This is a genomic window from Streptomyces sp. NPDC025273 (assembly GCF_040638585.1).
In the GTDB taxonomy this organism is placed as follows: domain Bacteria; phylum Actinomycetota; class Actinomycetes; order Streptomycetales; family Streptomycetaceae; genus Streptomyces; species Streptomyces cinereorectus.
Genome location: NZ_JBEZYP010000001.1, coordinates 320210 through 343888 on the forward strand (window position 1 = coordinate 320210; position 23679 = coordinate 343888).

The following is a 23679-nucleotide window of genomic DNA, read 5'->3' on the forward strand; positions in this document are numbered from 1 at the left end:
AGCCCCTTCCGGTGCTGAAAGAAACTTCCAAGAAGGTACGGATATATGGAAAGTAACTACCAGTCAAGAGTGCCGCCCGAGAAAGGGGGTGACACGCGGGAGAGCGGATGGACATGCCCGGACATGGCCCACACCCGCGCCGCACGGCGCCGCCGGTGCGCCGTTACGCGGTCAGTACCGCCGCGCCGTGCTCCTCGAGCGCCGTCACCGCCGCCGTGATCGCCGGCCGCCGCGCCGCCCCCGAGCGCCACAGCGCGTACAGCCGCCGCACCGGTACGGGATCCAGTCGCACCGCCGCCACACCCGGTGGCAGCGGCCCCCGCCCCAGCCGCGGGATCATCGCCACGCCGAGCCCGGCGGCGACCAGGGCCAGCTGGGTGTGGTTCTCCTCGGCCTGGTGCCGGATGTCCGGCTCGTACCCCGCCGCCCGCAAGGTCCGTACGAGCCAGTCGTGGCACACCGTGCCCGGCGGCTGGCACACCCACCGCTCCCGCGCCAGCTCCTCCCGCCGCACGGCCGTGCGCCCCATGAGCGCGTGCCCCTCCGGCACCAGCAGATCGCACCGGTCGTCACCGATCACCGCCTGCGCCACCCCCTCCGGCGCGGGCAGCGGCGCGATGTCCCAGTCGTGCGCGACCGCGAGATCGATCACGCCCTTCGCCACCAGATCGACCGAGAGGTGTGGATCGACCTCGCTCAGCCGTGCGTCCAGATCCGGATGGCGGCGCTCCAACTCCGCCAGCACACCCGGCAGCAGCCCCCGCGCCGCCGACGGGAACGCGCCGATCGACAGCCGTCCGGTGGGCAGCCCCCTGCGCTCCTCCAGGCTCGTCTCCGCCCGCTCCACGATCGCCAGCAACTGCTGTGCCGTGGCGGCGAGATGGAGCGCCTCCTCGGTGAGCGCCACTCCGCGTCCCCGCCGTTCGAGCAGGGTCGTCCGGGTCTCCCGCTCCAGCTTGGTGATCTGCTGGGAGACCGCCGACGCGGTGTAGCCGAGCGCGGTCGCCGCACCGGCGACGGAACCGTGGACGGAGACGGCGTGCAGCGCGCGCAGCCGGGACAGGTCGAGCACCGGAACCTCCGAGCGGAAGCATGAGGAATGGTTGATCCAACCATGAGGAAATCCGCGCTGGTGCTCCATGGTCCCCGCGATCGGTCCAGCGGGACCGGCATCATCGTCCACGTCGCCCGGGTCACCACGGTCTTCGGCTTCGGGGCCGGGGCTTCCTGCTCCGTCACCACCCGGCCACGTCCGTCGCCCCGTTCACCCTGCTCGTGCCGGTCTTCGGGATGTCCTCGGCGGCGCTGTCCCTCGGCGAGGACATCAGCCCGCCGCGGTGGTGCGCCGCGGCGCTGACCTCCCTGTCCGGCCCCCGGACCACCGCCCCGCGGACGCCCTCGCCCGCCGAGGCGCGGGCGAGGCGGGTCTGAGGCCTACTGCTTCGGCGCGCCGAGCCGCAGCAGGTGCTCCCGCCCCGCGGCCAGCAGCCCCGGCAGCTCCGGCGCGCCGGGGTGCCAGCGCTTCTCGTACTCCCAGCACACCCACGTGTCGGTGTCCAGCACGTCCAGACAGGCCTTCAGCGGCAGCACCCCCTCCCCGAGGGCCAGCGGCGCGGTGTCCTGGGCCGACGCGATGTCCTTCACCTGTACGTATCCGAGGTGCGGGGCGAGCACCGCATGGCCGGTCACCGGCTCCTCGCCCGCCAGCCAGGTGTGCATGACATCCCAGAGCGCGCCGATCTGCCCGTGCCCGACCGTCCCCACCACCCGGGCCACGTCGGCCCCGGCGCGGTGCGAGTCATGGGTCTCCAGGAGGATCCGTACGCCCATGTCGGCGGCGTGCGGAGCCGCGGCGCCCAGCCGCCGGGCGGCCGTCGCGTCGGCCTCGGCGAGGTCCCGGCCGCCCCCCGGGAACACCCGGACGTAGGCCGCCCCCAGGTCGCGGGCCAGCTCCACCAGCCCGGCGAGCTCGGCCAGCACGGGCGCGTCCTCACCCTCGGCGGCGACCCGCACATACCCGGCGAGGGCCAGGATCTCGACCCCGCCCCTCGTGAACTCCTCGACCACCGCCGCCCGTTCGCGCGGAGTGAGGCCCGGATGCACGGGCTCCTCGGGATGGGTGCGCAGCTCCACGCCCTGGTACCCGTGACCGGCGGCCAGTCGCACCACCTCGGCCACGGGCATACCCGGCACTCCGAGGGTCGAGAAAGCGAGCTTCACGTGGTGTCCTTCCTCTGGTCAGCTGCGGGAGCCCGGTCCGGCGCCCTCACCGGCTCCTGCCCGCCGGGCCGGTCGGCACTCCTGCGAGCGGCTGCCCGGCGCCGCCGTCAGCCGGTACCCCGCAGCACCTGCTCCAGACTGCCGAGCAGCCTCAGCGCGTCCTCGCGCTGCGCCCCGTCCAGAGACCGGCCGACGGGAACCGGGCTGCCCACGGCGCGTTCCGGGGTGATCACCCGCAGGGCCGCGGCGGCCTGCCGGGCGAACATCGCCAGCAGGTCCAGCTCGCGCACGCCCGACCGGGCCTGGGGCGAGGGGTCCAGCACCTCCAGCACCCCCAGGATCCGTGATTCGCTGATCAGCGGGGCCGCCATCAGCGCGTTCGGCACATAGGCGGTGGACTCCGCCAGCGAGCGGTCGAAGGAGGAATCGGTGGTCAGGTCGTCCACCACCATCGGCTCGCCCGAGGTCGCCACCCAGCCGGCGATGCCGCGCCCGGCCGGGAAGCGGCGGCCCACGAGGAACTCCTCGCCCTCCCCGGAGACCGCCTGGAAGACCAGTTCGTCCGCCTCCTCGTCGAGCAGGAAGACCGAGCTGGCCGCGGCGCCGAAGATCGCGCGCGCCACGTCGACGACGGACTGGAGCAGTTCGCGCCGGGGACCGTCGGCCGGGGTGGCCGCGGACGCGAGGGGGGAGTCAGTTCTCGGAGTCGTCACGGATGTCTCCTGCCGCTGTGGAAGGACGCGGGCCGTGGTGCACGTTGGCCGCGGACAGATAGAGGGCGTTCTTGAGCTGGAAGACCGTCACGCCGGGGTGCGCGGAGAGGATGCGGGTGCACAGCCCGGCGATGTACGGCGTGGCGAAGCTGTTGCCGGTGGTCCGGATCGTCCTGCCGCCCAGCCACGGCACGGACACGTTCTGACCCGGCCCGAAGAACTCCACCGGGGGGTCGGGGTTGTACAGGTGGAGTCCGGGGTCGTCCTCCTGGTGGCTGCCGACGGAGATCACCGAGGCGAACCGCCAGGGGAAGCTCTCCACCGGGGTGTTGTGGGCCGAGGCCACGATGACCGTACGGGCGAAGTAGGCGTCGTCGGCCAGGCTGTGCAGCTCCTGGGCGAACCGGGTGCGGGTGGTCGACAGGCTCAGGTTCACCACGTCGAAGCGTTGCTCCACGGCCCAGCGCAGCCCGGCCATCAGCACATCGCCCGTCCCGGAGAAGCGTTCGCCGAGCACCCGGACGCTGTGGATCTCGCAGTCGGGGGCGGTCCGGCGGATGATGCCCGCGCACGCCGTCCCGTGCCCGCAGGTGTCCCCGGTGGTGGTCGGCTCGACCGTGATCTCGCCGGTCTCCCCGTCCTTGACCACCACCCAGGACCCGGCGAGCGGGCCGACCTGCGGATGGTCGCGCTCCACCCCCGAATCCACCACGCACACCCGTACGCCCCGCCCCGTGGCGGATTCCTCGGGCCGACCGCCCGGCGGCCCCGCGTCCGCCAGCACGGGCACGTCCTCGGGGCTGCGCCCCCGCAGGCTCCAGGTCAGTCCCTGCCCCGGTGCCGTGCCCGTTCCCGTGCCCGTTCCCGTGGTTCCCATCGGTCAGCTCCTTTCCGTCGTCGTGACCACGGGCCCGGCCCCGGCCCCGTCCCCGGCCCCGTCCCGGGTGAGGCCGGCGGCCCGGCGGACCCCCGGCAGGTGCCCCTTGCTCGCGAAGTGGTCCCGCGCGGCCCGTGCGCAGACCAGGGCATCGGCCCGTCGGCCCAGCGCGGACAGGGTGCGGGCCCGGTCCAGCTCGGCCGTCGCCTGGACCAGCGGGGAGTCGGTGAGCAGCGAGGCCCGCACCGCCCGGTCCGCGTGGGCGACCGCCTCCGCCGGACGCTCCCGGGCCGCCGCCAGCCGGCCCCGCAGGCCCTCCAGGTCGACGGCGTCGGCATGGCTCAGGTCCGATGCCTCGCCGACGGAGGCGACCCAGGCCGCGGCCCGCTGCGTCCGGCCGTCGTCGAGTTCGAGCCGGGCCGCGTCCAGCGCGACGGCCGTCCGCATCCCCGTCCCACCGGAGCGCCGGGCCGCCTCGTCCGCCCGGGCCAGCAGGGCGAGCGCGGCGGAGCCGTGCCCGAGCAGCGACTCCACCGCCGCCCGGAACACCGGGAGGAAGACGTCCGCCTCGGCGAACCCGAGCTGCCGGGCCAGCGTCTCCGCCTCGGCCAGGGCGCCGTGTGCCTCGCGGGGCCGGTCCTGGAGCGCGTACAGCACCGCCAGCGGGCAGTTGAGGGTGAGCCGCACCGTGGGCCTGCCCCCGCCGTGCGCCGCCAGCAGGGCGCGGCAGCGGGTCACCGCCCGGGGCGCCGGGACCGGGCCGCGCCACAGGGAGATCCCGATGGCCCCGAGGGCCCCGGCCCGCTCCGGTTCCGCCCCGGCGAGCACCGCCTGCTCCAGGGCCCGCGCCTGGTCGCGTTCCGCCTCCTCGTGCCGGCCCGAACGCTGGAGCTGCTGGGCGAGCCGCAGGTGCGCCCGCGCCCGGCCGACCGAGTCCCCGGCCGCCTCGAAGACCGGCAGCACCGCCCGGGCCGTGGCCGCGGGGCCGGGCCCCGGGCCCCGGGGATCCAGGACCGCGAGGGCCAGCCGGGCGTGCGCCGCCTCCACCGGGGCGGACTCCAGATCCCGCACCCGGCGCAGCAGTCCGGCCCCGGCCTCGGTGTGCCCGAGCGCCACCCGTACCTCGCCGAGCCGGCGAACGGAGCCCGCACCGCCCGGGTCCAGGTCCACCGCCCGCTCCAGCAGGCTGTGCGCCCAGGGCAGGTCGGACCGGGCCGCGGCCTGCGCCCCGGCCCGGCCCAGGGCCGTGGCGGCGCGGTCCCGCAGCTGCCGGGTGCGGTCGTCGAGCAGCCCCAGCTCGGCGCGGTAGCGGTGGGCCCGCTCCAGGTGGCCGCCGACGGCGCCGTCCCCGGCCCGCAGCACACTGGGCAGCTCGGCAGCCCAGGCGTGCCGGTCCGCCTTGGCCCGCTTGGACAGCGAGGCGTACGTCACCTCGTGCACCAGCCCGCTGCTGAACCGGTACGCGGGCAGGTCCGAGGCCGGTGGGGCCGGCTCCACCAGGCGCCGCCGGCCCAGCACCGTCAGCGCTTCCTCGACGCGCCGCAGGTCCCGCGCCCGGTGGCCGACGGCCACCGGCCCGGACGCGGGCCGCTCGGCCGTCCGCGTGGACAGCTCCAGCAGCACCAGCTCCGCGGCGGTGAACTCCCGGCCGATCACGGCCGCCAGGTCGACCACGTTCCGCTCCGCCCTGGCCAGCGCCCCGATCCGGGCACCGAGCAGGGCCTGCAGCGTCGGGGGCAGCTCCACGTCCGGCCGCCCGGCTCCCGGCGCCCCGTCCGGTGTGCCGACCAGCAGCTGTTCCAGGTAGAGCGGATTGCCCTCGGAACGCGCCACGAGCCGTTCGTCCACCGGGCCCGGCCGGCCGTCGATCCCGGCCAGCCCGGCGGCGAGCAGGGCGGCCTCCTCCGGCGGCAGACCGGTGAGCTGGAGATGCCCCGCGTCCCGGCCCGGCCCGCCCGGACCGATGTCCGCCGCGTCCGGACGGCCCACACAGACCACCAGCACGCCCGCGGGTCCCGCACGGTTCGTCAGCCGCTCCACCGTGCGCACCAGGAGGGGCTCCGCAGCGTGCCAGTCGTCGAGGACCAGGAGGACCGGGCGGATCCGGGCGGCCCGGTCCAGCACCGTGGTCAGCGCCGCGCACATGTCCTCGAAGGGCGCGTTCGGGGTCCCGTCGCGCAGCAGGCCCCCGGAGAGCAGCGCCCGGGCGTCCCCGTCTGCCCCGTCCTCGTACCGGTGCGTCCGGGCGGGGGCCGGCAGGGAGCGCAGGGCGTCGGCGAGCGGGGTGAGCGTGCCGTGGTCCCCGTAACTGCGGCACCGGCCCGCGCCGTACGTGAGGATGCCCTCGGCCGAGCGCCGCACCAGCCACTCCCGTACCAGCCGGGTCTTGCCGATGCCCGCCTCCCCGGTGATCCGCAGCAAGCCCGCGCATCCGCTCCGCACGGTGTCCTCCAAGGCCGTGTCCAGGGCGTCCTGTTCGGCCCGGCGCCCGACGAACGGGACGTCGAAGCGGCGCAGCTGCTCGGGATCGTCCGTGCCCAGGGCGAGCAGCCGGTAGGCGTCCACGCTGTCCTGCTTGCCCTTCAGCCGGAGCGGTCCGGTGGCCTGTGCCGACACCGTCGGCCCGGCGGCGCGCAGGGTGTCGGGACCGATGAGGATCTCACCGGGGCCCGCGTTCTGCTCCAGGCGGGCGGCGATGTTGACGGTCTCCCCGGACACCAGGGCCTGGCGGGCCGTCGCGTCGCCGCCGGCCACCACCTGGCCGGTGTTGACGCCGATCCGGGTGGCCAGCCTGATGCCGAGCGTGGTGTGCAGCTCCTCGTTGAGGCGGGCCAGCGCGTTCCGCATCCCCAGTGCGGCGGCCAGCGCGCGGCGGGCATCGTCCTCCCGGACCACCGGCACACCGAACACCGCCATGACGGCGTCCCCGATGAACTTCTCCGGGGTGCCGCCCCGTGCCACGATCTCCGCGCTCATCGCCTCGAAGTACCGCAGCGTCACCGTGCGCAGTGTCTCCGGATCCAGCACGCCGGACAGCGCCGTGGAGCCGACGAGGTCACAGAAGAGCACCGTCACCGGCTTGCGTTCGTCGTCGGCCGGCGCGGCGGCGACGGCGCACGGCGTTCCGCAGAAGGAGCAGAACCGGGCAGCCGGCGGCAGGCCCTGGCGGCACGAGGGGCAGGTCATGAGGAGTCCTTGTCTCCGGGATCGGGCAGTGCTGCCCGGCCGGGGTGGTCGGCCGGTGCGGCCGTGGCGTACCGGCCGCACCGGGCCCCGGCCGGCCTCTCCGAGGGTCCTGGGGCCGCTCGTTCGGACCGTGCCGGGCTCGCGGCCCCGGCACGCGCGTCCGGGGCGTTGCCGTCAGTCGCCGAAACCTCCCCCTGCTCGGCTCCGCCGAGCAGGGGAGACCCCGTCGCACGTACCGGAGCCCGCTCCCTGATTCCGGCCCTGTCCGAACGGAAGCCCCCTAGAACAGGGCCCCGCCGGCTATCTCGCCGTGTGCCCGGACCTCGGGTTCCACGGCGTCGAGCCTGCTCTTGATGTCGAGGAGCACGGCGAGCTCCTGCGCGGTCAGCTCGCTGAGCACGAGGCGCTGCTCGTCGGTGAGCAGGTCCACGGGCAGCCCGGCCTCGTACAACGCGGCGGGCAGGGCGGGCCGTTGCCCGCCCTCGGCCGGGCGAGGAGCTCCGCTGCTCCCGGACGGTCCGGTCATGGTGTGACTCCGATCGGTGAGGAAGGTCCGGCTCCCCGCGGCGACGGCGCCGCAGCGGAGCGCCCGAGCCGGACGAACAGCTGGGTGAGCGCGTCGAGGGAGTGCAGTGCGCTGACCGTCACGGCCGCCTCCTGGTCCCGGGTCAGCGGCAGCCGGTCCAGCAGTGCGTACAGCTCGTCCAGGTGGCCCGTGTCGAGCGTGGCGTGTTCCCGTACGGTCCGCAGTGCGGCGTCGGGCAGTCCCGTCAGCCGGGCGACGCGGGGCGTCAGGCCGGGGGAGGGGGCGTAGCCCTCCAGCACCGCGATGTAGCCGAGCAGCGTCACCGGGTGGTGGTGCTCGATCCAGTAGTACTGGGCGCCGGCGAGTCCGGCGACGTCCGGTGACGGCATCGGGCCGAGGGCGTCCGCGGGGACCCAGCCCGCCGAGCGGAGGTCCTCCAGCAGCCAGGTGTCGTGTCCGTCCTCCTCCTGGACGTGCTCCGCCAGGTAGTCGGCCAGCGGAGCGCCCAGCGGGTCGCCGCAGGTGTCCAGCAGCCGGGCGCGCTCCCGGGCCCTGAGCATCAGGGGGACGGAGGCCCGCACCACGGCGTGCATGGCGCACAGATACCTCCGGTAGCGGGGCAACAGGTCCTCGGCACGCCACATGTGGTCCAGCGCGCCCCGCAGACCGCTGTCCCCCAGCCGCAGGGTGATCCGCAGCCGCGCCGACGGGCTCGGTCCGGTGGCGCTCACCGGGGGCTCCGCCGGGCAGCGCCGGTGACGGAGCCGGCGGCCGGTCCGCCCGCGACGACGAGTGGTGCGTACGCCGCGCAGCCGTGCCGCCGGACGACTCCCTCCGGACCGTCCGCCGCGCCCCGGTGGGCCGCCGCCAGGTCCAGCAGCGCCCCCGCCGCCCCGGCCGCCAGTGCCCCGGCCGCCGCCTCCTCGTCGGCGCCCAGCGCCCGGCAGCCCTCGCAGTACGAACCGGGCCGGGACACGGATGACCTGGCGGACAGATGCGTGGGTCCGACCGTACGGATCATGCGGAGCACCGGGGACTCCTGGGCGCGCCGGCGTACGGCCGCCCAGTCGTCGACCGCGATGTGCCCGAGGTCCAGGTGGGCGGGGACGGGCCGCAGGTCGACGGTGTCCTGGTTGCAGCAGGCCAGCACCCTGCCGTCGAAGGCGACCACGGGCCAGGCTGCCATCGCGCACGGCGACGCCGCGCCCGCGTCCGGCGCGGTACGGGCGGGCCGCGCCCAGGACGCGGCCCGCCCGAACGGCCGCACCTCGTTGACGAGGCAGGGCACCCGGCCGTCGAACTCCTCGTCGACGGCCCGGGTGATGTCCGCGAGATAGGGGTCGTCCGCGCCCGTCCCGGTGAGATGGAAGCTCACGGCCACGCCCGTCTCCCGGATCCGGTGCACGGCACGGAACACGTCGGCCCGCGGGACCTCCCGCTCGTGGTGGACGTCCAGGCTGGCGGAGAAGTGGTCGACCCGGCCGATCGCACGCAGGACCGCCGGGGGAATCTCCCGGGAACGGGCGAAGAACATGCCGCTGAGCAGCGCGGTACGCGAGCCGGCCCGGCGGGCGAGGGTGCTCAGCTCCCCGGCGAGCTCGGGCAGCAGCAGTGGCTCCCCGCCGGTCAGCATCACGACCTCGGGACGGTTCCGCTCGGTGAAGGAGCCCACGAAGCGCAGCAGTTGGCCGGCGTCCGGCTCCTCCCGCACGGTCATGGCCGATCCGGTGGAACAGTGGGAGCACCGCAGAGGGCAGCGCCGGGTGAGGCCGAGCAGCAGACCGGCGGCGGGGAAGGGCCGATGTCCGACGAGTTCGCCGAGTTCCATGCGGGGCCGCCTCCTTCAGAGGGCTGAGGCACGTCGGGCGCGTACCCAGGGTGCGCCGCGGCGGTTCGGCGACGGTCCACAACCGCTTCAGGAGCGGTATGTGCGCAGGTCGCCAGGGGTTCGGAGCCCGCCGTGCCGCCCGGGAACCGGCCGTCCGGCCACGGCGAACTGGTCCCATACCGGCGCCATACCGGCGCCGAAGCGTTCGCCAGGCCACCCTTCCTAACTTTCTCGGCAACGGCAGGCACCGGGCCGCGGCGGACAGCCGCAGGATCCGGGCCGGCACAGCGACGAGTGGACGGAGACCACCATGTCCGAGAACACCAAGCCCGCCGACGACAACGAGACCCCCGAGGTCGAGGCGCACTCCGTCCTGGACCTCCAGGAGTCGGCGACGATCGACCGCGAGCAGCCGCCCGGCAACTGCATCAGCCTGCTGAGCGTCGTCGAGAACTGACCGGCTACCGGCCGCGTGCCACGTCCGTCCGAGGCCGACACCTCGGCGCCGTGGCGCCCGGCCGGCCGGAGACGGGGCGGCCTCCGTGGTTCACGGAGGCCGCCCCGCCCCGCTGTCCGGCCCGGTTCCTCCCACGGGCCGCCCCTCCGCTCCAGCCGCCCCGACGTACACAGGGAGCTCCCGATGGCCACGCCGCTCCGCTCCAACCGGGATTTCCGGCTGCTCTGGATGAGCGGCCTCTTCGCCGTTCTGGGCGCCCAGACGGGCGCCCTGGCCCTGCCCCTGCTGGTCCTCAAGGAGACGGGATCCGCGGTGCAGGCAGGCGCCGTGGGAACGGTGTCCGTCGGCGCCGTGCTGATCACGATGCTGCCGGGCGGAGTCATGGCCGACCGGGTCGAACGCCGCCGCCTGATGCGGCTGTGCGACGCGGGGAGCCTCGCGGCGGTCACCGCCCTCAGCCTCGCCGTCTGGTACGGGCACGCCCCCCTGGCGCTCGTCCTGCTGGTCGCGACCGCCGGCGCCGTCCTCAACAGTGTCTACGCCCCCGCCGCCTTCGGCCTGATGCGCGCGGTCGTGCCGCCCGACCAGATGGGCACGGCCACCGCGCGGCTCCAGGCGCGCACCTCCACGGTCCGGCTGGCCGGCCCTCTCGTCGGCGGTGCGCTGTTCGGTGTCCACCCCGCCCTGCCCTTCGCGGCCCAGGCCCTCGGCCTGCTCCTGTCGACCGTCTGCGTCGCCCTCGTACGCACCCGCTCCAAGGCCAGGACCAAGGCCGGTTCGGTGTTCAGCCGCCGGGAACTCACCGCCGGGCTCACCTTCCTGTGGCAGCTGCCCTATCTGCGTACGGTGCTGCTCGTCTTCGGCCTGGGCATGAACTTCGCGTTCGGCGCGCTCACGTTCACGGCGCTCAGCGTCTTCTCCGAACACGGGAAGTCCGGTCTCGGCGGCGGCTTCGTCATCACCTGCGTGTCCGCGGGCGCACTCCTCGGCGCGCTGCTCGCGCCCCGGATCGGTCCCGACCGGTACGGCCGGGCCCTCATCGTCGCCACCTGCTGGACCTGCGTGCTGACGGCCGCGGCGCTGGCCTGGCTCCGCAGCCCGCTGGTGGCCGGCGTGCTGTGCGCGGTCTGCATGTGCCTGGCAACGGTCGCCAGCATCGGATTCCTGTCCACCCTGCTGACCGTCACCCCGGAGGACCGTGTCGGCAGGGTGCAGAGCGCGGCGACCTTCCTGTCCTCGATCGTCCAGCCGTTCGGGCCGCTCGCGGGCGGCGCCCTGCTGACCGCCCTGGGCAGCCGCGCCGCCTTCGGCGCGATCGGCTGCGTGCTGGCCGTGTCGGCGGCCGTGGTGACGCTCGCCCCCTCGGTCCGTGCCGGGGCGGCCCCGGCGGCCGGCGGGGCAGGCGAGGACACCGAGGACACGAAGGCCTCCGACGGCGCCGGCCCCGAACCGGCGGGAGCGGCCCTCGCCCGCCCGGGGGACTGACGAAGAACGGTCGCGCGGCCAGCCCGACCGACCCACGACGCCGCCGGTCCCGGCGCGCCCCGAGGAGGAAAGCCGTGCCCGGCATCCAGGAGACCCAGCTCTATTGCCTCGCCGACCGTACGTACTACGAGACCCCGGCACGGCTGCCGGACGAGGCGACCCGCTACCCGCTCGACGCCGCACCGCCACCGGCCGGATGGCGGCGCGCCGCCGCGGGCCTGTGGACCTCGCTGCTGCCCGAGGACCGCGAACCGGCCGAGCAGGGCTGGAAGATCCACGTCTCCACCGTGCCCGAGGAGGCCGCCGCGACCCTGCGCGACACCGCCCGGATCTGCCTCCGCCACGGTGTGCCGTTCAAGTTCCTGCGCAGTGAGCAGGCACTCCTGCTGATGTCCGGCAAGTACATGGCCCGCAGCGGCGCCGGGAAGTTCCTCACGCTCTACCCGCCGGACGAGACCGTCTTCCTGACGCTGGCCGACGAGCTGTCCCGGGCCCTGCACGGGCGCCGGGGCCCGTACATCCTCAGCGACCTGCGCATCGGCGACGCCCCCGTCTACGTCCGCTACGGGGCGTTCGTCGCACGCTGGTGCCGCGACGCGGAAGGCGCGCGTGTGCCCGCCCTGCGGCACCCGTCGGGCGAACTCGTGCCCGACACACGCGGTGTGGTGTTCCGGATGCCCGCATGGGTCACCGTCCCCGAGGCGCTCCGCCCGCACCTCGCCGCCCGTGCCGCCGCCGGCGACACCACCTTCCCCTACACCGTCACCGAAGCCCTCCAGTTCTCCAACGCCGGCGGGATCTACCTGGCCCGGCACCGGGACACCGGCCGGCAGGTGGTGCTGCGCGAGGCCCGCCCGCACTGCGGCCTCGACGCGGCGGGCGACGACGCGGTGCTGCGGCTGCACCGCGAGCACCGGGCGCTGACCGCGCTGGCCGGGCTGGACTGCGTGCCCGAGGTGTACGGGGTGCGGACCGTGTGGGAGCACCACTTCCTGATCGAGGAACACATCGAGGGAACCACCCTCTTCGACGAGATCGTCGCTCGCTTCGCCCTGGTGCGCGGGGCCGGATCGCCCGCCGGACTCGCCGCCTACACCGCCTGGGTGGACTCCGTGACCGACGGGCTCACACGCGCGCTGGCGGCGGTTCACGAACGCGGTCTGCGCTTCGGCGACCTGCACCCCTCCAACATCATCGTCAGGCCCGACGGCCGCGTGGCCCTCATCGACTTCGAGTACGCCACCGCCCTCGACGACCAGGACACCCCGCTGGCCGGCGCACCGGGCCTCCAGGCGCCGAGCGGCACACCCGGTGCCGAGGCCGACGCCTACGCGCTGTGGGCGACCTGGCTCACCATGCTCATGCCCCTCATGGAAATGGCCGGACACGACCGGGCCAAGGCCGTCACGCTCGAACGGTGGGCCCGCACGCGCTACGGCCTGGCGCCCGGCGCCGGACCGCACCGCCCGGCCGCCCTGCGGGCCGTGTCCGGACCGCACAGCCGGGAGGGCGAGATCGCGGCCCTCCTCGGCGGCCCCGCCCCCGACTGGCAGGAGCTCCGCGCCCGCCTGCTGGCCGGCATCCACGCGGCAGCGACCCCCGACCGCTCCGACCGCCTCTTCCCCGGGGACCCCAAGGCGTTCGCCACCGGCGGGACGGATCTCGCGCACGGTGCGGCCGGGGTGCTCTACGCCCTGCACCGGGTCGGCGCCCCCGTCCCGGACGCGTGGACGGACTGGCTCGCCGCCGCCGCCCGCCGCCGCGACCCCGCGGCGGCGGGCGGGCTCTTCGACGGACTGCCGGGCACAGCCGTGGTGCTGGCCGGGCTGGGCCGCCGGGCGGAGGGCAGGGAGATCCTCGAACGGGCCTCGGCCGCCGCACCCCCGGCCGCCTCGGCCGACCTGCTCACCGGCCGCGCCGGCATCGCGCTCGCAGCGCTGCGCATGGCCCGCACGGGCGGCTCGGCACCCGACCCCGAGCTCCTCGAATCGGCCGTACGCACCGCCTGGAGCCTCGACTGCCTCGTCCGGGGCGACGCCGACGGTCCGCAGGTCCCCGCCTCGGCCGGACTGCTGCGCGGGCTGAGCGGCATCGCCCTGCTGCACCTGGAACTCCACGCCCTGACCGGTGAGGACTGGCTCCTGGACGCGGCCCGCACCGTCCTGGACCGGGAGGCCGGGCACTGCGTCACGATGCCCGACGGCACCGTCCAGGTGAAGGACGGGCGGCGCCATCTGCTCTACCTCGACCAGGGCAGCGGCGGCTTCGCCCTGGTGGCGCAGGCGTACCTCGCCCGGCGCGAAGCGCCCGGCCTCGCGGCCCTGCTCCCCGGGGTCCGCAAGGGCTGCGCCCTCGAATTCGTCCGCGAACCAGGCCTGTTCACCGGCCGCGCCGGACTCGTCGCCACCGCCGGCCAGCTGGGCGGGGACGACCGCACGGGTGCCGAGGTGCTCGCCTCCGTACGCAATCTGTCCTGGCACCTGATCGCCGACGAGGACCGGCTGCTGGTCCCCGGGGCGCGGCTGCGGCGCTGCTCCGCCGACCTCGCCACGGGCGCGGCGGGTCTGCTGCTGGCCCTGCACTTCCTGTCCGGCGGCGAAGGCGCGCGGCCCGGTGAACGGGCGGCGCCCCCCGGCCTGCTGGAGCTGCTCACCCTCGGATGAGCGGCAGCACCGGTCCGGTCCGCTCGCGGGCGTACAGACAGAGCAGGCGCGGCACCTCGTACAGGGCGGCGTGTGCGGTGACCTCCCCGGCCGGGGAGGTCACCGCACCGGAGTCGATGAGCGACTCGACGGTGCGGATCGCCACCCGTTCCCCGCATTCCAGCACGTCCATCGCGCTGTCCAGGGTGAAGCCGCCGTCCTGCGCGAGTCCGGCGAGCCGGGCCAGCGCCCCCCGGTTCCCCTCGGTCAGGTCCTGCCAGCCCGAAGCGATCCGCGACCGTACGGACACGTCCCCGGCGACCAGCTCGTCCAGCGCCGCCGACGGGTCGTCGAGCCGGTCCGCGTACTCCGCGAGCGGCAGGTGCCGCAGCACCGCCAGCCGCATGCCGCTCACCGCCACCGCCAGCGGCAGTGCACCGCAGGCACGCACGATGCGCAGCGCCGACGCCGGGTCCGTCCGCACCCGGCCCGTCCCGATCAGCCTGCCCAGCAGCTCCAGCGCCTCCCCGGACGCGAGCGCGGTCAGCCCGACGCGGTGCGCCGGGGCCAGTCCGGCCAGCTGACCGCGTGCGGTGAGGATCACCGAACACCGCCCGGACCGCGGCAGCAGCCCGCGCACCGAGGCCTCGTCGGGTACGTCGTCCAGGACGACCAGGGCCCGGTGCTGTGACAGCCAGCCCTGCCAGGCCTCCTCGGCCTCCGTCCCGTCCGGCGGGACGCGCACCCCGCACAGCCGCCCCAGCTCGCCCAGCACGTCGGCCCGGGTGCGGGCCACGCCGTCCTCCCGCCGCACCCGGACGTGGACCCGCCCGTCGGGGAACCCGTCCGCGAGGAGGTGGGCCGCCCGTACGGCCAGCGCCGACTTCCCGGACCCGGCGGGGCCGGAGACGATCAGCACCCCTCCCGCCGCGCGGCCCGACTCGTCCAGCACCTCGCGCAGCTCGTCGCGGCGCCCGGTGAAGTCCCGTGGGGCGGCGGGCAGCGACACCCCGCAGGAGGTCTCCCGGGGCGGGGTGGCCCTCGCGGCGCGGCCCCGGCCGAGCATGTCCGCGTAGAGGGCCGCCATCGCCGGGCTGGGTTCCAGCCCCAGCTCCCGGGCGAGCAGCTGCCGGTAGTCGTCGTACACCGCCAGTGCCTCCGCCTGCCGGCCGGACTGGTGCAGGGAGTTCATCCAGGCCGCCCGGAGCCGCTCCCGCAGCGGGTGGCGCTCCACCAGGTCCCGCAGGCCGTCCACCGCGACGGCCGCCCGGCCGGTCTCGATCTCGGCCTCGGCCCAGTCCTCGTAGACCGTCAGACACCGGGACTCCAGACGCTCGGCCTCCTCCGCCACCCCGGCGGAGTCCCGGAGGTCGTGCAGCGGCTGGCGTTCCCCCCACAGGTCGAGCGCCTCCCGCAGCAGCCGTGCGGCGGTGCGCAGGTCGCCCCGCTCGCCGGCCGCCCGGCCCGCACGGGCCAGTGCCCCGAAGCGCAGGGTGTCCAGCTCGCCCTCGCCGATCCGCAGCCGGTAGCCGCCGCAGCCGTGCACCACCCGGTCCCGGTCGACGTCGCCACCGAACAGGGTGCGGGCCGCGCTGATGTAGACCTGCAGGTTCTTGCGCGCGGTCCGGGGCGGCGCGTCCGGCCACACCACGTCGGTCAGCACGTCGACCGGCACCGGGGTGTTGGGACGGGAGAGCAGCGTGGCGAGGACGAGGCGCTGCTTGCGCGGGCCGAGCGGCAGCGGCCTGCCGTCCACCGCGGCCGTGAGCGGACCGAGGAGGGAGAAGTACACCGCACCGGTGGGACCGGGACGGGCGGGAGGACGGGTCATCAGCGGGCCTCCTGGGGTGGGGACGAGCGGCAGGCTGCCGTACCCCGCCGATCCTGCCGCGCCGGCGACCGGCGGACATCGGTGATCCGCCCGCATCTTCCGGGTACGCACCCGACCCAAAACGGCCCGTGCCCCCATGCCGCCGTCGCCGTCCCCCATCCGGCCGGGCGGTACCCCGCCGCCCAGGGGGACTTCAGGCGTGCTCGACGGCGTACTCGGCGGCGTACTCGCACAGGGCGGCCCGGTTCGCCCGGCCCGTCTTGCTGAGCAGACTGGCCATGTGCTTCTCCACCGTGCGCGGCGAGATGGACAGCCGCCGGGCGATCTGCTGATTGCCCGGCCGCTCGGCCAGCAGCACGAACACCTCGTACTCGCGTGGTGTGACCCCGTCGGTGCGCAGCGACGAGGGGATCCGGTCCCGGCCGCCGCGGTGCTGGGTGACGCTCGCCCCCGCCTGCCGCAGGGCGGCCCGGCACGCGGCCGCCACCGGCTGCACCCCGGCCCCGTAGAAGAACTCCTCGGCCGTGCGCAGCCATGCCACCGGCTGCCCCCAGCCGTCGGCCCGGGCGGCGTCCGCGACCAGTCGCAGGCCCAGGTGGCGGGCCACCGGGAACGCCGCGGCCCGGGCCTCGAAGGCGGCCACCAGCCGGGCGGCGCCGGCCCGGTCGCCGTCCCGGCCCAGCAGCACCGCTTCCGCCAGGTCCAGGAACTGCCTGTTCCAGGCCAGGCCGGCACCGGGCGAGGCCGTCGCCGCCTCGTACTCCCGCCGGTCCGCCTCTCCCGACAGCACCCGCAGCAGCGGACGCAGCCCGTAGCGGCCGCTCAGGTAGAAGTAGCTCGGGTGGTCCCGCTCCCACGCCAGTGCGGCGTCCAGGTCGGACAGGGCACGGCCCCGGTCCTCGTCCAGCAGCGCGCCGATCGCGCGGCAGAGCCCCAGGCGCAGGGGCACCAGCAAGGACTGCTCGCCGCCCGCCCGGCGGAACGCGGCGAGGGCCCGGTCCATCTCCCGCCGGCGGCCGCGGTGCGCGGCCATCGTCGCCCCGGCCAGCAGCAGATAGCGATGGGCGGACAGATTGCCGACCCTGGCACTGGCATCCGCCGAGCGGTCGATGATCTCCTGCGCCTCGCCCCACCGGGCGCACATCACCGCGTTCATCGCGAGGAGCCCGTCGACCGTCCGCGTCAGCAGCAGCGCGCCCAGCTCCGTGGCCGCCGCCCGCGCGGAGTGCAGCCGGGCCGCGTCACCGGTCCGCATGAAGCTGTTCGCCCCCAGCCGCACCAGTGCCTCCACCCGCCACAACGGCAGGGAGTGCTCGGTGGACAGCGTGAGCATCCGCTCCAGGCACGCGTCGGCCGCGTCGAAACCCTTCTCCCGGGAGAGCAGGGCCAGCAACTGCCAGGCCTGGCAGGCGACGACGGGAAGGCCCTCGGCCTCGGCGGTCTCCGCGGCGCGGAGGGCGGCCCGCTCGGCCGCCTCGGGATCCCCGCGGTCCTCACCCGGGAGCAGCGAGAGGTGGCCGTCGACGACGACGAGGGCCGCGCGCCGGGCCGGGGAGGGCGCCGGGCCGAGCAGAACGTGCGCCGCGCCGATCTGGCGGGCCGCGTCGGCGGCCCGCTCCGCCATGACCGCCACCCAGGCGATCTTGATGTGGGCGTCGCCCCGCCGGGCGGCGGCTTCGGACCGCGCCGGTACCGGTGGCAGTGTGTCCGTCAGCGCCAGGGCGCCGTCCAGATCCCCGCTCTCCGCACGGGCCACCGCGAGGGCCTCGGCGACGGCGGCCCGGTCGGACTCGGCGGCCAGGGAGTGCGCCCGCTCCAGCAGCACCACGGCCGAGCCGTGGGATCCCGAAGCGAGCATCCGTCTCCCCGCCTCGGCGAACTGGAGGGCCGCCCCCGTACGGTTGCCCGCCGCCAGTTCCAGGGAGGCGACGAGCTGCCGTCTGTCCTCGTCGAGCGGCTGACCGGAGTGTTCGACGGCCGCGGCGGCACGGCGGGCGAGGGCGGCGCGTTCGGCGGGAGCGAGCGAGGAGACCAGGGCCTCGGCGGTCAGCGCGTGCCGGAAGGTGTAGCGGTCGGGGGCCGCACCGTCGGGGGCGATCACGCCCGCCTCGACGGCGGATCTCAGGTGGGTGAACAGGGCCCGGTCCTCGAAACCCGTGACGGTCTGGAGCACGTTCACCGAGAACTGGCTGCCCAGGGTGGCCGCCGTCAGCAGAAGGTCCCGCACCGGCTCGTCCAGCCGGTCGAGCCTGCGGGCCCAGCTCCGGAGGATCCCCGACGGAAGGGCCCCGTCCGGCTGTTCCGCCACCTCCCAGCCGCCGTCCGTCCGGCGCAGCCGGCCGGTGTCGAGAAGATCGGCCAGCAGCAGCTCCACCAGGTACGGGTTGCCCGCGGCGCGCTCGGCCAGCCGCCGCTGGACCACGGGCGGTATGCGCTCGGCCGGGGTCTCCAGACAGGCGCCGGTCAGCAGCCGCACCTGTTCGTCCCCGAGCACCCGCAGCTCCCGCACCACCGCGGTGTGACGCTGCTCGGCGGAGCGTACGAGGTCCAGCGCGGTCCCCGCCTCCGGCCGCAGGGTGCCCAGCAGCAGGATCGGCAGGTCCGCCAGATTGTCGATGACGTACTCGACGACCGCGACGGTCTCCGTGTCGGAGTCGTGCAGGTCCTCCAGCAGGATCACGCAGCCCGTGTCCCTGCCCAGCACGGACAGCAGTCGCAGCAGCGCCTCCGCGAGCTCGACCACCGTCTCCGGGTAGCCCGGGGAGGTTCCGCGCCGCCACTCCGGCACCAGCCTGGCCAACGCCGGGTGATAGGGAGCCAGTTCCGGATCGGTCGGTGTCCCGGCCGCCCGGAAGTGGGACGAGAGCGCCTCCACCAGCGGGCGGAACGGTACGACGAGACCGGTCGAGCCGGCCCGCCCCCGCAGCACCGGCATGCCCAGCTTGTAGGCCCGGTAGGCGCACTCGCCCACCAGCCGGGACTTGCCGATCCCCGCTTCACCGAGGAGGAACAGCGCGCGCCCCGAACGCCGTTGAACGGCGTCCAGGGCGCTGCTCAGCAGGCCGATCTCATCGTCTCGTCCGACCGTGACCGGCGAAGTGGCTCGCATGGCCGCAGGCTACTGGAGCCGCACAGCACGCGGCAGTGGGCCGCATTCGGTGGATCACGGTGCGCTACCCGGTGTTGGGGTCACAACGGGTTCGTCATGGTCGTCCACGGCAGGTCATGGGTGTAGCCGATGTCGCCCTCCGAAACGCTCAGAAGCCGGCTGCGCAGGCCGAGTGCTCCGCCGGAGCCGAGGGATATCTGCCCGGCGGGGTGCTCGGGGGCGCCCTCGTGCGCCGTGACGGCTGCCTGCATGGCCGATTCGCTGATCTGCGTCATCATCTGCCTCACTTGACTGGTCGACAACGGAGGGTGGAAGGGGACGTCGTCCCCGTGGTGGCCCCGGTGGAGGGGCGCATGAGCAGCGCCGAGCCGATCCGGTCGGGGAACCCCGCCCGCAACAGCCCGTGTCCGATACCCGAAAGACCGGTGAGCAGCCCGGGGTGCGCCACGTTCCCGGGCGTTCCGCAGCGCGGCCCCGCCCGGTCCGCGGCGGCCAGCAGGGCGCCGGTCCGGCGCACCCAGTGGGCACGGACGCCCGGGAGTGCGCTGTGACCGAGGAGTTCCAGAACACCCAGCTCGCCGTGGCAGAGGCTGTCGTTGGCGGGCGGCGCGGCCTGTGCCAGCTCACCGGCCCGGCCCGACAGCCAGCCGGACAGCTCCGGATCTGCCAGCGCGTCGGGGCTGTCGGCGACCGCGAGGGCGATCCCGGCCGCACCGTCGCACCAGGCCTGCCCGCCGCCCGCGCCGGAGACCGCGCGGCGCAGGGCCCGCAGCCCGGCGGCGCGGTAGCGGGACCCGCCCCCGGCTCCGGCGAAGCGCGACAGCGCCCAGCCCATGCCCGCGGCCCCCTCGGCGAAGCCCCCGGCCTCCGGGAGCGGCGCCGCGGCGATCCGCTCCGCGCACCGCGCGGCGCCCCGCCAGGCCTCGGCCCGGCCGGTGGCCCTGTGCACCGCGAGCAGCGACACCAGCCCGCCCGCCGCGCCGCCGCGCACCCCGTACCCGTCCTCCGCCGAACCGGCCGCGCAGCTCAGCCGGGTGGCCGGCCCCGCCCAGCCCAGTACCTCGGGGTCCTCCAGCAGGACGCCCACCTCGGTCAGCGCGTACGCGATGCCGCCGAGGCCGGCGTAGGCGCCGGAACCGAGCAGTCCGAGGTCGTCCACCCGTTCGTGGAGGGCGTCCAGCAGCCCGGGGACGGGAGCCAGCGCCTCGCGGGCCGCCTCCGCGTACCGCGCGGCCCCGGTCAGGGAGGCCAGCTGGGCCAGGAAGAGCGCCGGCCCCGTGTAACCGCCCGCGAGGTCCGCCGCCATCGGCGTGAGCCGCCAGTAGCGCTCGCCGAGCAGCTCCAGTCCGACCCAGTTGGTGCGGCCCTGGTGGTGGTAGGCGAGCGAGACGAGCTGGTCGCCCACCGACCGTGCGGCGGACAGCAGCTGCTCCGGTTCAGGAGCGGTGGCCACGGTCAGCGGCCGGTGGCCGGTGCCGGCCCGGTGCGCGGGCTCGGGGGAGGTGCTGACCATGGCGGCGCGGATGATGCGCTCCTGGTCCTGCCGGTCCACCGTGTCCAGGGCCCGCACCTTCGCCTCGACCCGCGCCAGCCCGGAGGCAGCCTCGGGGCCGGGGACCCGGCGTCCGGTGCCGCTCCACAGATCCGTGGAGTCCGGCCGGGCGGTGAACACCGGCACGTCCCCGTGCCACAGCTCCGCGATCTCCTCGTCCTCCAGGCCGGGCAGCGTGGTGGTGCCCAGGGACCGGGTCCGCAGCAGCGCGAAGATCCGGTGCCGTTCGGTGGCGTCCCGCATCAGGTCGGGGTGGGTGGACTCGTCCAGCAGGGTGGTGTACGTCCAGGTCGGCCGGGGTACGACGCGGATCTCGTCCTGGGCGAAGAGGCGCAACAGGCCCTTCGCTCCCAGGAGTTCGTCCCGGGCGTCGCTCACGGCCGTGTACCCCGCGCGGAATCCGTCGCACAGGGCCTCGGTGAACGAGGAAGGGTCGGCCGGAACTCCGCCGAGCCGGGGCCGGTTGGCCGATTCGGTGAACCGGCCGGCCCTCCGTACCAATCGCATCCCGTCGGTCCCCGCCGCCGCCCAGCCGGCAGTCTCGATGGGGGAGGAGCCCGCACGGCCGCCGCCGATGGCGGACATGTCGAGCGCGGTCGTGTCCCCGACGAGCAACTGGGGCAGCAGCCCCACACGATGGACCGAGGCGTGCAGCGCCCGCGCGGCCGGATCGGTGGAACGGGCCGGGATCAGCGGCGGATGGAACAGGGTCTCCACGTCGACCAGGACGGGGTGCGGGCCGCAGGCGATCAGGTTCTCGTGGTGCAGATCGGTGCCGTCCAGCGTGTGCAGCAGCGCCAGCAGGGCGCCCTGGCGCCGGTAGAAGAGGGTGGTCTCCTCCACGGAGTCGCAGGGCCGCTCCTCGACGAACTCGACCCAGCCGTACGCCCCCCGGTCCAGGACCCGCGGGGCGCGGAGACCCGGCGTCGCGGGCAGCGAGTTGAACCATTCGACCAGGGTGTTGAAGTGCTGGTGGGTGGCGAGTGGACGCGGCTTGTACACCAGCCGGGTGCCGTCGCCGAACCGCAGCAGCATCACCGACCGGCCCCCGCGGTGGCTGTCACCCGCGCCGACCTCGACCCCGGTCGGCCCCCCGGGCCCCCGGTGACCGAGGCCCCCCGTGCCCCGGTCACCGAGGCCCCCCGTGCCCCGGTCACCGAGCACCCCGGAGGCCTGCAGCAGTTCCTGGTCGGCCGCGAGCCTCCCGAGCATCTCCGCGAACGCGTCGGCCGCGTTCATGCTCGCCCGTGCCACGATCCGGGCCAGCACGGGATATCCGGTGACGAGTGAGGCGAGACCGGACCGGCCTGCGGTCAGCCGGAGGAAGTCGCGGAACCGCTCACGCGTCCCGCCCCCGCCGAGCCGGCCGCGTCGCCGTGCCTCGTGCAGCTCCAGCACCAGGGTCCGGGCCGCGAGCCGGGCCAGGCGACGCGCCAGGTGGCACCGGAAGTCGTCCAGTACGGCGGCGGAACAGGCCACGGGTACGGACCCCGCGTCGCGGTCCTGCGCGGGGACGGTCCCGCGGCCCGCGGCCCGGTCGCCTGCCTGGTCGGCCGCCCGTTCCGCCACCCGGTCGGCCGCCCGGTCCGCGAACGGTGCCACGACCAGCTCGAAGCCGGTCAGCCCCGGGTACTCCTGGTCAGGGACCACCACCTCACGCGGCGCGCCGGCCACCACCTCCCGGACGAACACCGCCCAGTCGGGCTCCTCGGCGGGTGGCTGCCCGACGACACCGGGCAGCCACCACGGATCGCCGTGTTCCCGGGGTCCCGGAAGGCCGCGGGTGTCCGGCGTGTGGGCCCGCTCCGGGCCACCGGTGCTCGCAGGGCCGGCCGGTACGTCATGGGGAAGGGCCCGGGGGACGTCCTGGGGAGAGGCGCCCGGCTTCGCTCCGCCGTCCGGATCCTTCTCCGCCACCGCACACACCTCCCTCGCCCGGGGAGGCCTACCGGTCCTCCCGCACCCCATCCTGGAGGGTGGGAGGGGACCGGCACATGGGGGAGTCGCCCCCATCTTTCGGGTGCCGGCGTCCGCCCCCGCGCTCGTGGGGGACCAAGGCGCCCCCGGACCCGCCGAGGCACCGGCGCCGCGCCACCTCCGTGGGGGCGCGCTCACCCCCGCGGTGGCGCCGCGTTCACCCCCGTGCCGGCGTACTCACCCCCGCGGTGGTGCCGTCGACCCCCGCACCATCAGTTCCGCCTCGATCGTCGCGATGCCCCCCGGCGGCGGCGTCTCCTTGCCCATGGCCAGCCGCCCCGCCCGCGCCCCCGCCTCGAACAGCGGCAGCCGTACGGTCGTCAGGGCCGGCACCGCGTCCACCGAGAACGGCAGATCGTCGAAGCCCGCCACCGATACGTCCTCCGGGATGCGCAGCCCGCGTTCCCGGACCGCCGCACCGGCACCCAGCGCCACGGTGTCGTTCGCGGCGACGACCGCCGTCACCTCCGGTGCGCGGCGCAGGAGTTCGAGCGTCGCGTCGTATCCGGAGCGCCGGTCGTACGGGCCGTGGACGGTGAGGCTCTCCTCGTCCGCGTACAGTCCCGCCGCCTTCATCGCCTCGCGGTGGCCCTCCAGGCGGTGCCGGGTCGTGGTGCGCTCCAGCGGGCCCGCGACGTAGCCGATCCGCCGGTGGCCGAGCTCCAGCAGGTGCTCGGTGAGGCGCCGGCCGCCGCCCCGGTTGTCGAAGGCCAGTGCCGCCACGACCGCGTCCGTGTCCGGCAGCGGCGGGCGACCGCAGAAGACGATCCGGGTGCCCGCGTCCGCGAGCTTCGCCAGCTTCGCGGCCATGGCCGCCTGGTGGGCGGGGTCCTCCAGGGCCCCGCCGGTGAGGACGACGGCCGCGGCGCGCTGGCGCTGGAGCAGCGTGAGATACGTGAGTTCACGCTCGGGGGAGCCCCCGGTGTTGCACACGACGGCCAGCTTCTCGCCGCCCCCACGGCCGGAGCCGTCCCCGGGACCGCCGATCTCGCCCTGCGCGGCGCCCGCCATGATCCCGAAGAACGGGTCGGCGATGTCGTTGACGAGGATTCCGACGAGGTCGGACGTGGCGGCGGCGAGGGAGCTGGCCGGGCCGTTCAGCACATAGTCCAGCTCGTCCACCGCACGCAGGACCCGGTCCCGGGTGGACGCGGCCACCGGGTAGTTGCCGTTCAGCACGCGGGACACGGTGGCCGGGGACACCCGGGCGCGGGCCGCCACGTCCGCCAGGGTGACTGTCATCGCTGTCCTCCGAGGAGTTGTGGAGCGGCCCCTC

16 protein-coding genes and 1 pseudogene are annotated in these 23679 nt (G+C 75.4%); 4 read left to right on the forward strand and 13 right to left on the reverse strand.

The window, feature by feature from the left end; translation table 11 throughout:
• Positions 1-163 precede the first annotated feature (163 nt).
• A complete protein-coding gene (locus AB0F38_RS01380) occupies positions 164-1072 on the reverse strand; it encodes a LysR family transcriptional regulator (protein ID WP_361884958.1) in 909 nt (302 codons plus the stop codon).
• Positions 1073-1159: 87 nt separating this feature from the next.
• On the opposite strand from AB0F38_RS01380, the pseudogene AB0F38_RS01385 reads away from it, so the two are divergent.
• Positions 1160-1356, forward strand: a pseudogene (locus AB0F38_RS01385) (EamA family transporter); the annotation flags it as partial.
• 78 nt (positions 1357-1434) lie between these two features.
• On the opposite strand, the gene AB0F38_RS01390 reads toward AB0F38_RS01385, so the two are convergent.
• From AB0F38_RS01390 to AB0F38_RS01420, 7 genes are all read right to left on the reverse strand, one after another.
• Positions 1435-2220, reverse strand: coding sequence for a sugar phosphate isomerase/epimerase family protein (locus AB0F38_RS01390; RefSeq protein ID WP_361884960.1), 786 nt, complete (start codon positions 2218-2220; stop codon positions 1435-1437).
• A 107-nt stretch (positions 2221-2327) separates the two neighbouring features.
• Positions 2328-2933: a GAF domain-containing protein gene (locus AB0F38_RS01395; RefSeq protein WP_361884962.1), complete on the reverse strand. Its 606-nt coding sequence runs from the start codon at positions 2931-2933 to the stop codon at positions 2328-2330.
• Entirely contained in the window at positions 2914-3810 is an 897-nt protein-coding gene (locus AB0F38_RS01400; protein ID WP_361884964.1) for a S8 family serine peptidase, read from the reverse strand. Before AB0F38_RS01400 ends, AB0F38_RS01395 begins: the two co-directional genes overlap by 20 nt.
• 3 nt (positions 3811-3813) lie before the next feature.
• A complete protein-coding gene (locus tag AB0F38_RS01405; RefSeq protein ID WP_361884966.1) occupies positions 3814-6996 on the reverse strand; it encodes an adenylate/guanylate cyclase domain-containing protein in 3183 nt (1060 codons plus the stop codon).
• 280 nt (positions 6997-7276) lie between these two features.
• Positions 7277-7522, reverse strand: coding sequence for an aroma-sacti cluster domain-containing protein (locus tag AB0F38_RS01410; protein ID WP_361884968.1), 246 nt, complete (start codon positions 7520-7522; stop codon positions 7277-7279).
• Positions 7519-8253, reverse strand: coding sequence for an iron-containing redox enzyme family protein (locus tag AB0F38_RS01415; protein WP_361884970.1), 735 nt, complete (start codon positions 8251-8253; stop codon positions 7519-7521). Before AB0F38_RS01415 ends, AB0F38_RS01410 begins: the two co-directional genes overlap by 4 nt.
• On the reverse strand, positions 8250-9350 hold the full coding sequence (locus tag AB0F38_RS01420; RefSeq protein WP_361884972.1) for a radical SAM protein: 1101 nt from the start codon (positions 9348-9350) through the stop codon (positions 8250-8252). Before AB0F38_RS01420 ends, AB0F38_RS01415 begins: the two co-directional genes overlap by 4 nt.
• 310 nt (positions 9351-9660) lie before the next feature.
• Here AB0F38_RS01420 and AB0F38_RS01425 point away from each other — a divergent pair, with 310 nt between their 5' ends.
• From AB0F38_RS01425 to lanKC, 3 genes are all read left to right on the forward strand, one after another.
• Positions 9661-9807: a hypothetical protein gene (locus tag AB0F38_RS01425; RefSeq protein ID WP_361884974.1), complete on the forward strand. Its 147-nt coding sequence runs from the start codon at positions 9661-9663 to the stop codon at positions 9805-9807.
• A gap of 183 nt (positions 9808-9990) precedes the next feature.
• Positions 9991-11292 carry an MFS transporter gene (locus AB0F38_RS01430; protein ID WP_361884976.1) on the forward strand — a complete coding sequence of 434 codons (1302 nt, stop codon included), beginning with the start codon at positions 9991-9993 and terminating at the stop codon, positions 11290-11292.
• A gap of 74 nt (positions 11293-11366) precedes the next feature.
• Positions 11367-13955 (forward strand): class III lanthionine synthetase LanKC, encoded by a 2589-nt coding sequence (lanKC, locus tag AB0F38_RS01435; protein WP_361884978.1) that lies wholly within the window; start codon positions 11367-11369, stop codon positions 13953-13955.
• Here lanKC and AB0F38_RS01440 read toward each other — a convergent pair.
• From AB0F38_RS01440 to AB0F38_RS01460, 5 genes are all read right to left on the reverse strand, one after another.
• Positions 13942-15765, reverse strand: a complete 1824-nt coding sequence (locus tag AB0F38_RS01440; RefSeq protein ID WP_361884980.1) for a BTAD domain-containing putative transcriptional regulator — start codon at positions 15763-15765, stop codon at positions 13942-13944. The two genes, lanKC and AB0F38_RS01440, sit on opposite strands and share 14 nt — an antisense overlap.
• A 193-nt stretch (positions 15766-15958) precedes the next feature.
• Positions 15959-18874 carry an AAA family ATPase gene (locus tag AB0F38_RS01445; RefSeq protein ID WP_361884982.1) on the reverse strand — a complete coding sequence of 972 codons (2916 nt, stop codon included), beginning with the start codon at positions 18872-18874 and terminating at the stop codon, positions 15959-15961.
• Between the two features lie 80 nt (positions 18875-18954).
• Positions 18955-19149 (reverse strand): hypothetical protein, encoded by a 195-nt coding sequence (locus tag AB0F38_RS01450; protein WP_361886701.1) that lies wholly within the window; start codon positions 19147-19149, stop codon positions 18955-18957.
• Positions 19150-19157: 8 nt separating this feature from the next.
• Entirely contained in the window at positions 19158-22343 is a 3186-nt protein-coding gene (locus AB0F38_RS01455) for a type 2 lanthipeptide synthetase LanM family protein (RefSeq protein WP_361884984.1), read from the reverse strand.
• Positions 22344-22580: 237 nt separating this feature from the next.
• Positions 22581-23645 carry a LacI family DNA-binding transcriptional regulator gene (locus AB0F38_RS01460; protein WP_361884986.1) on the reverse strand — a complete coding sequence of 355 codons (1065 nt, stop codon included), beginning with the start codon at positions 23643-23645 and terminating at the stop codon, positions 22581-22583.
• Positions 23646-23679 lie beyond the last annotated feature (34 nt).

Bases quoted from the DNA above. Each gene is read 5' to 3' on its own strand.
- AB0F38_RS01410 (WP_361884968.1), bottom strand. From the start codon at position 7,522: ATGACCGGACCGTCCGGGAGCAGCGGAGCTCCTCGCCCGGCCGAGGGC.
- AB0F38_RS01460 (WP_361884986.1), bottom strand. From the start codon at position 23,645: ATGACAGTCACCCTGGCGGACGTGGCGGCCCGCGCCCGGGTGTCCCCG.
- AB0F38_RS01420 (WP_361884972.1), bottom strand. From the start codon at position 9,350: ATGGAACTCGGCGAACTCGTCGGACATCGGCCCTTCCCCGCCGCCGGT.
- AB0F38_RS01405 (WP_361884966.1), bottom strand. From the start codon at position 6,996: ATGACCTGCCCCTCGTGCCGCCAGGGCCTGCCGCCGGCTGCCCGGTTC.
- AB0F38_RS01425 (WP_361884974.1), top strand. From the start codon at position 9,661: ATGTCCGAGAACACCAAGCCCGCCGACGACAACGAGACCCCCGAGGTC.
- AB0F38_RS01450 (WP_361886701.1), bottom strand. From the start codon at position 19,149: ATGACGCAGATCAGCGAATCGGCCATGCAGGCAGCCGTCACGGCGCAC.
- AB0F38_RS01440 (WP_361884980.1), bottom strand. From the start codon at position 15,765: ATGACCCGTCCTCCCGCCCGTCCCGGTCCCACCGGTGCGGTGTACTTC.
- AB0F38_RS01430 (WP_361884976.1), top strand. From the start codon at position 9,991: ATGGCCACGCCGCTCCGCTCCAACCGGGATTTCCGGCTGCTCTGGATG.
- AB0F38_RS01445 (WP_361884982.1), bottom strand. From the start codon at position 18,874: ATGCGAGCCACTTCGCCGGTCACGGTCGGACGAGACGATGAGATCGGC.
- AB0F38_RS01400 (WP_361884964.1), bottom strand. From the start codon at position 3,810: ATGGGAACCACGGGAACGGGCACGGGAACGGGCACGGCACCGGGGCAG.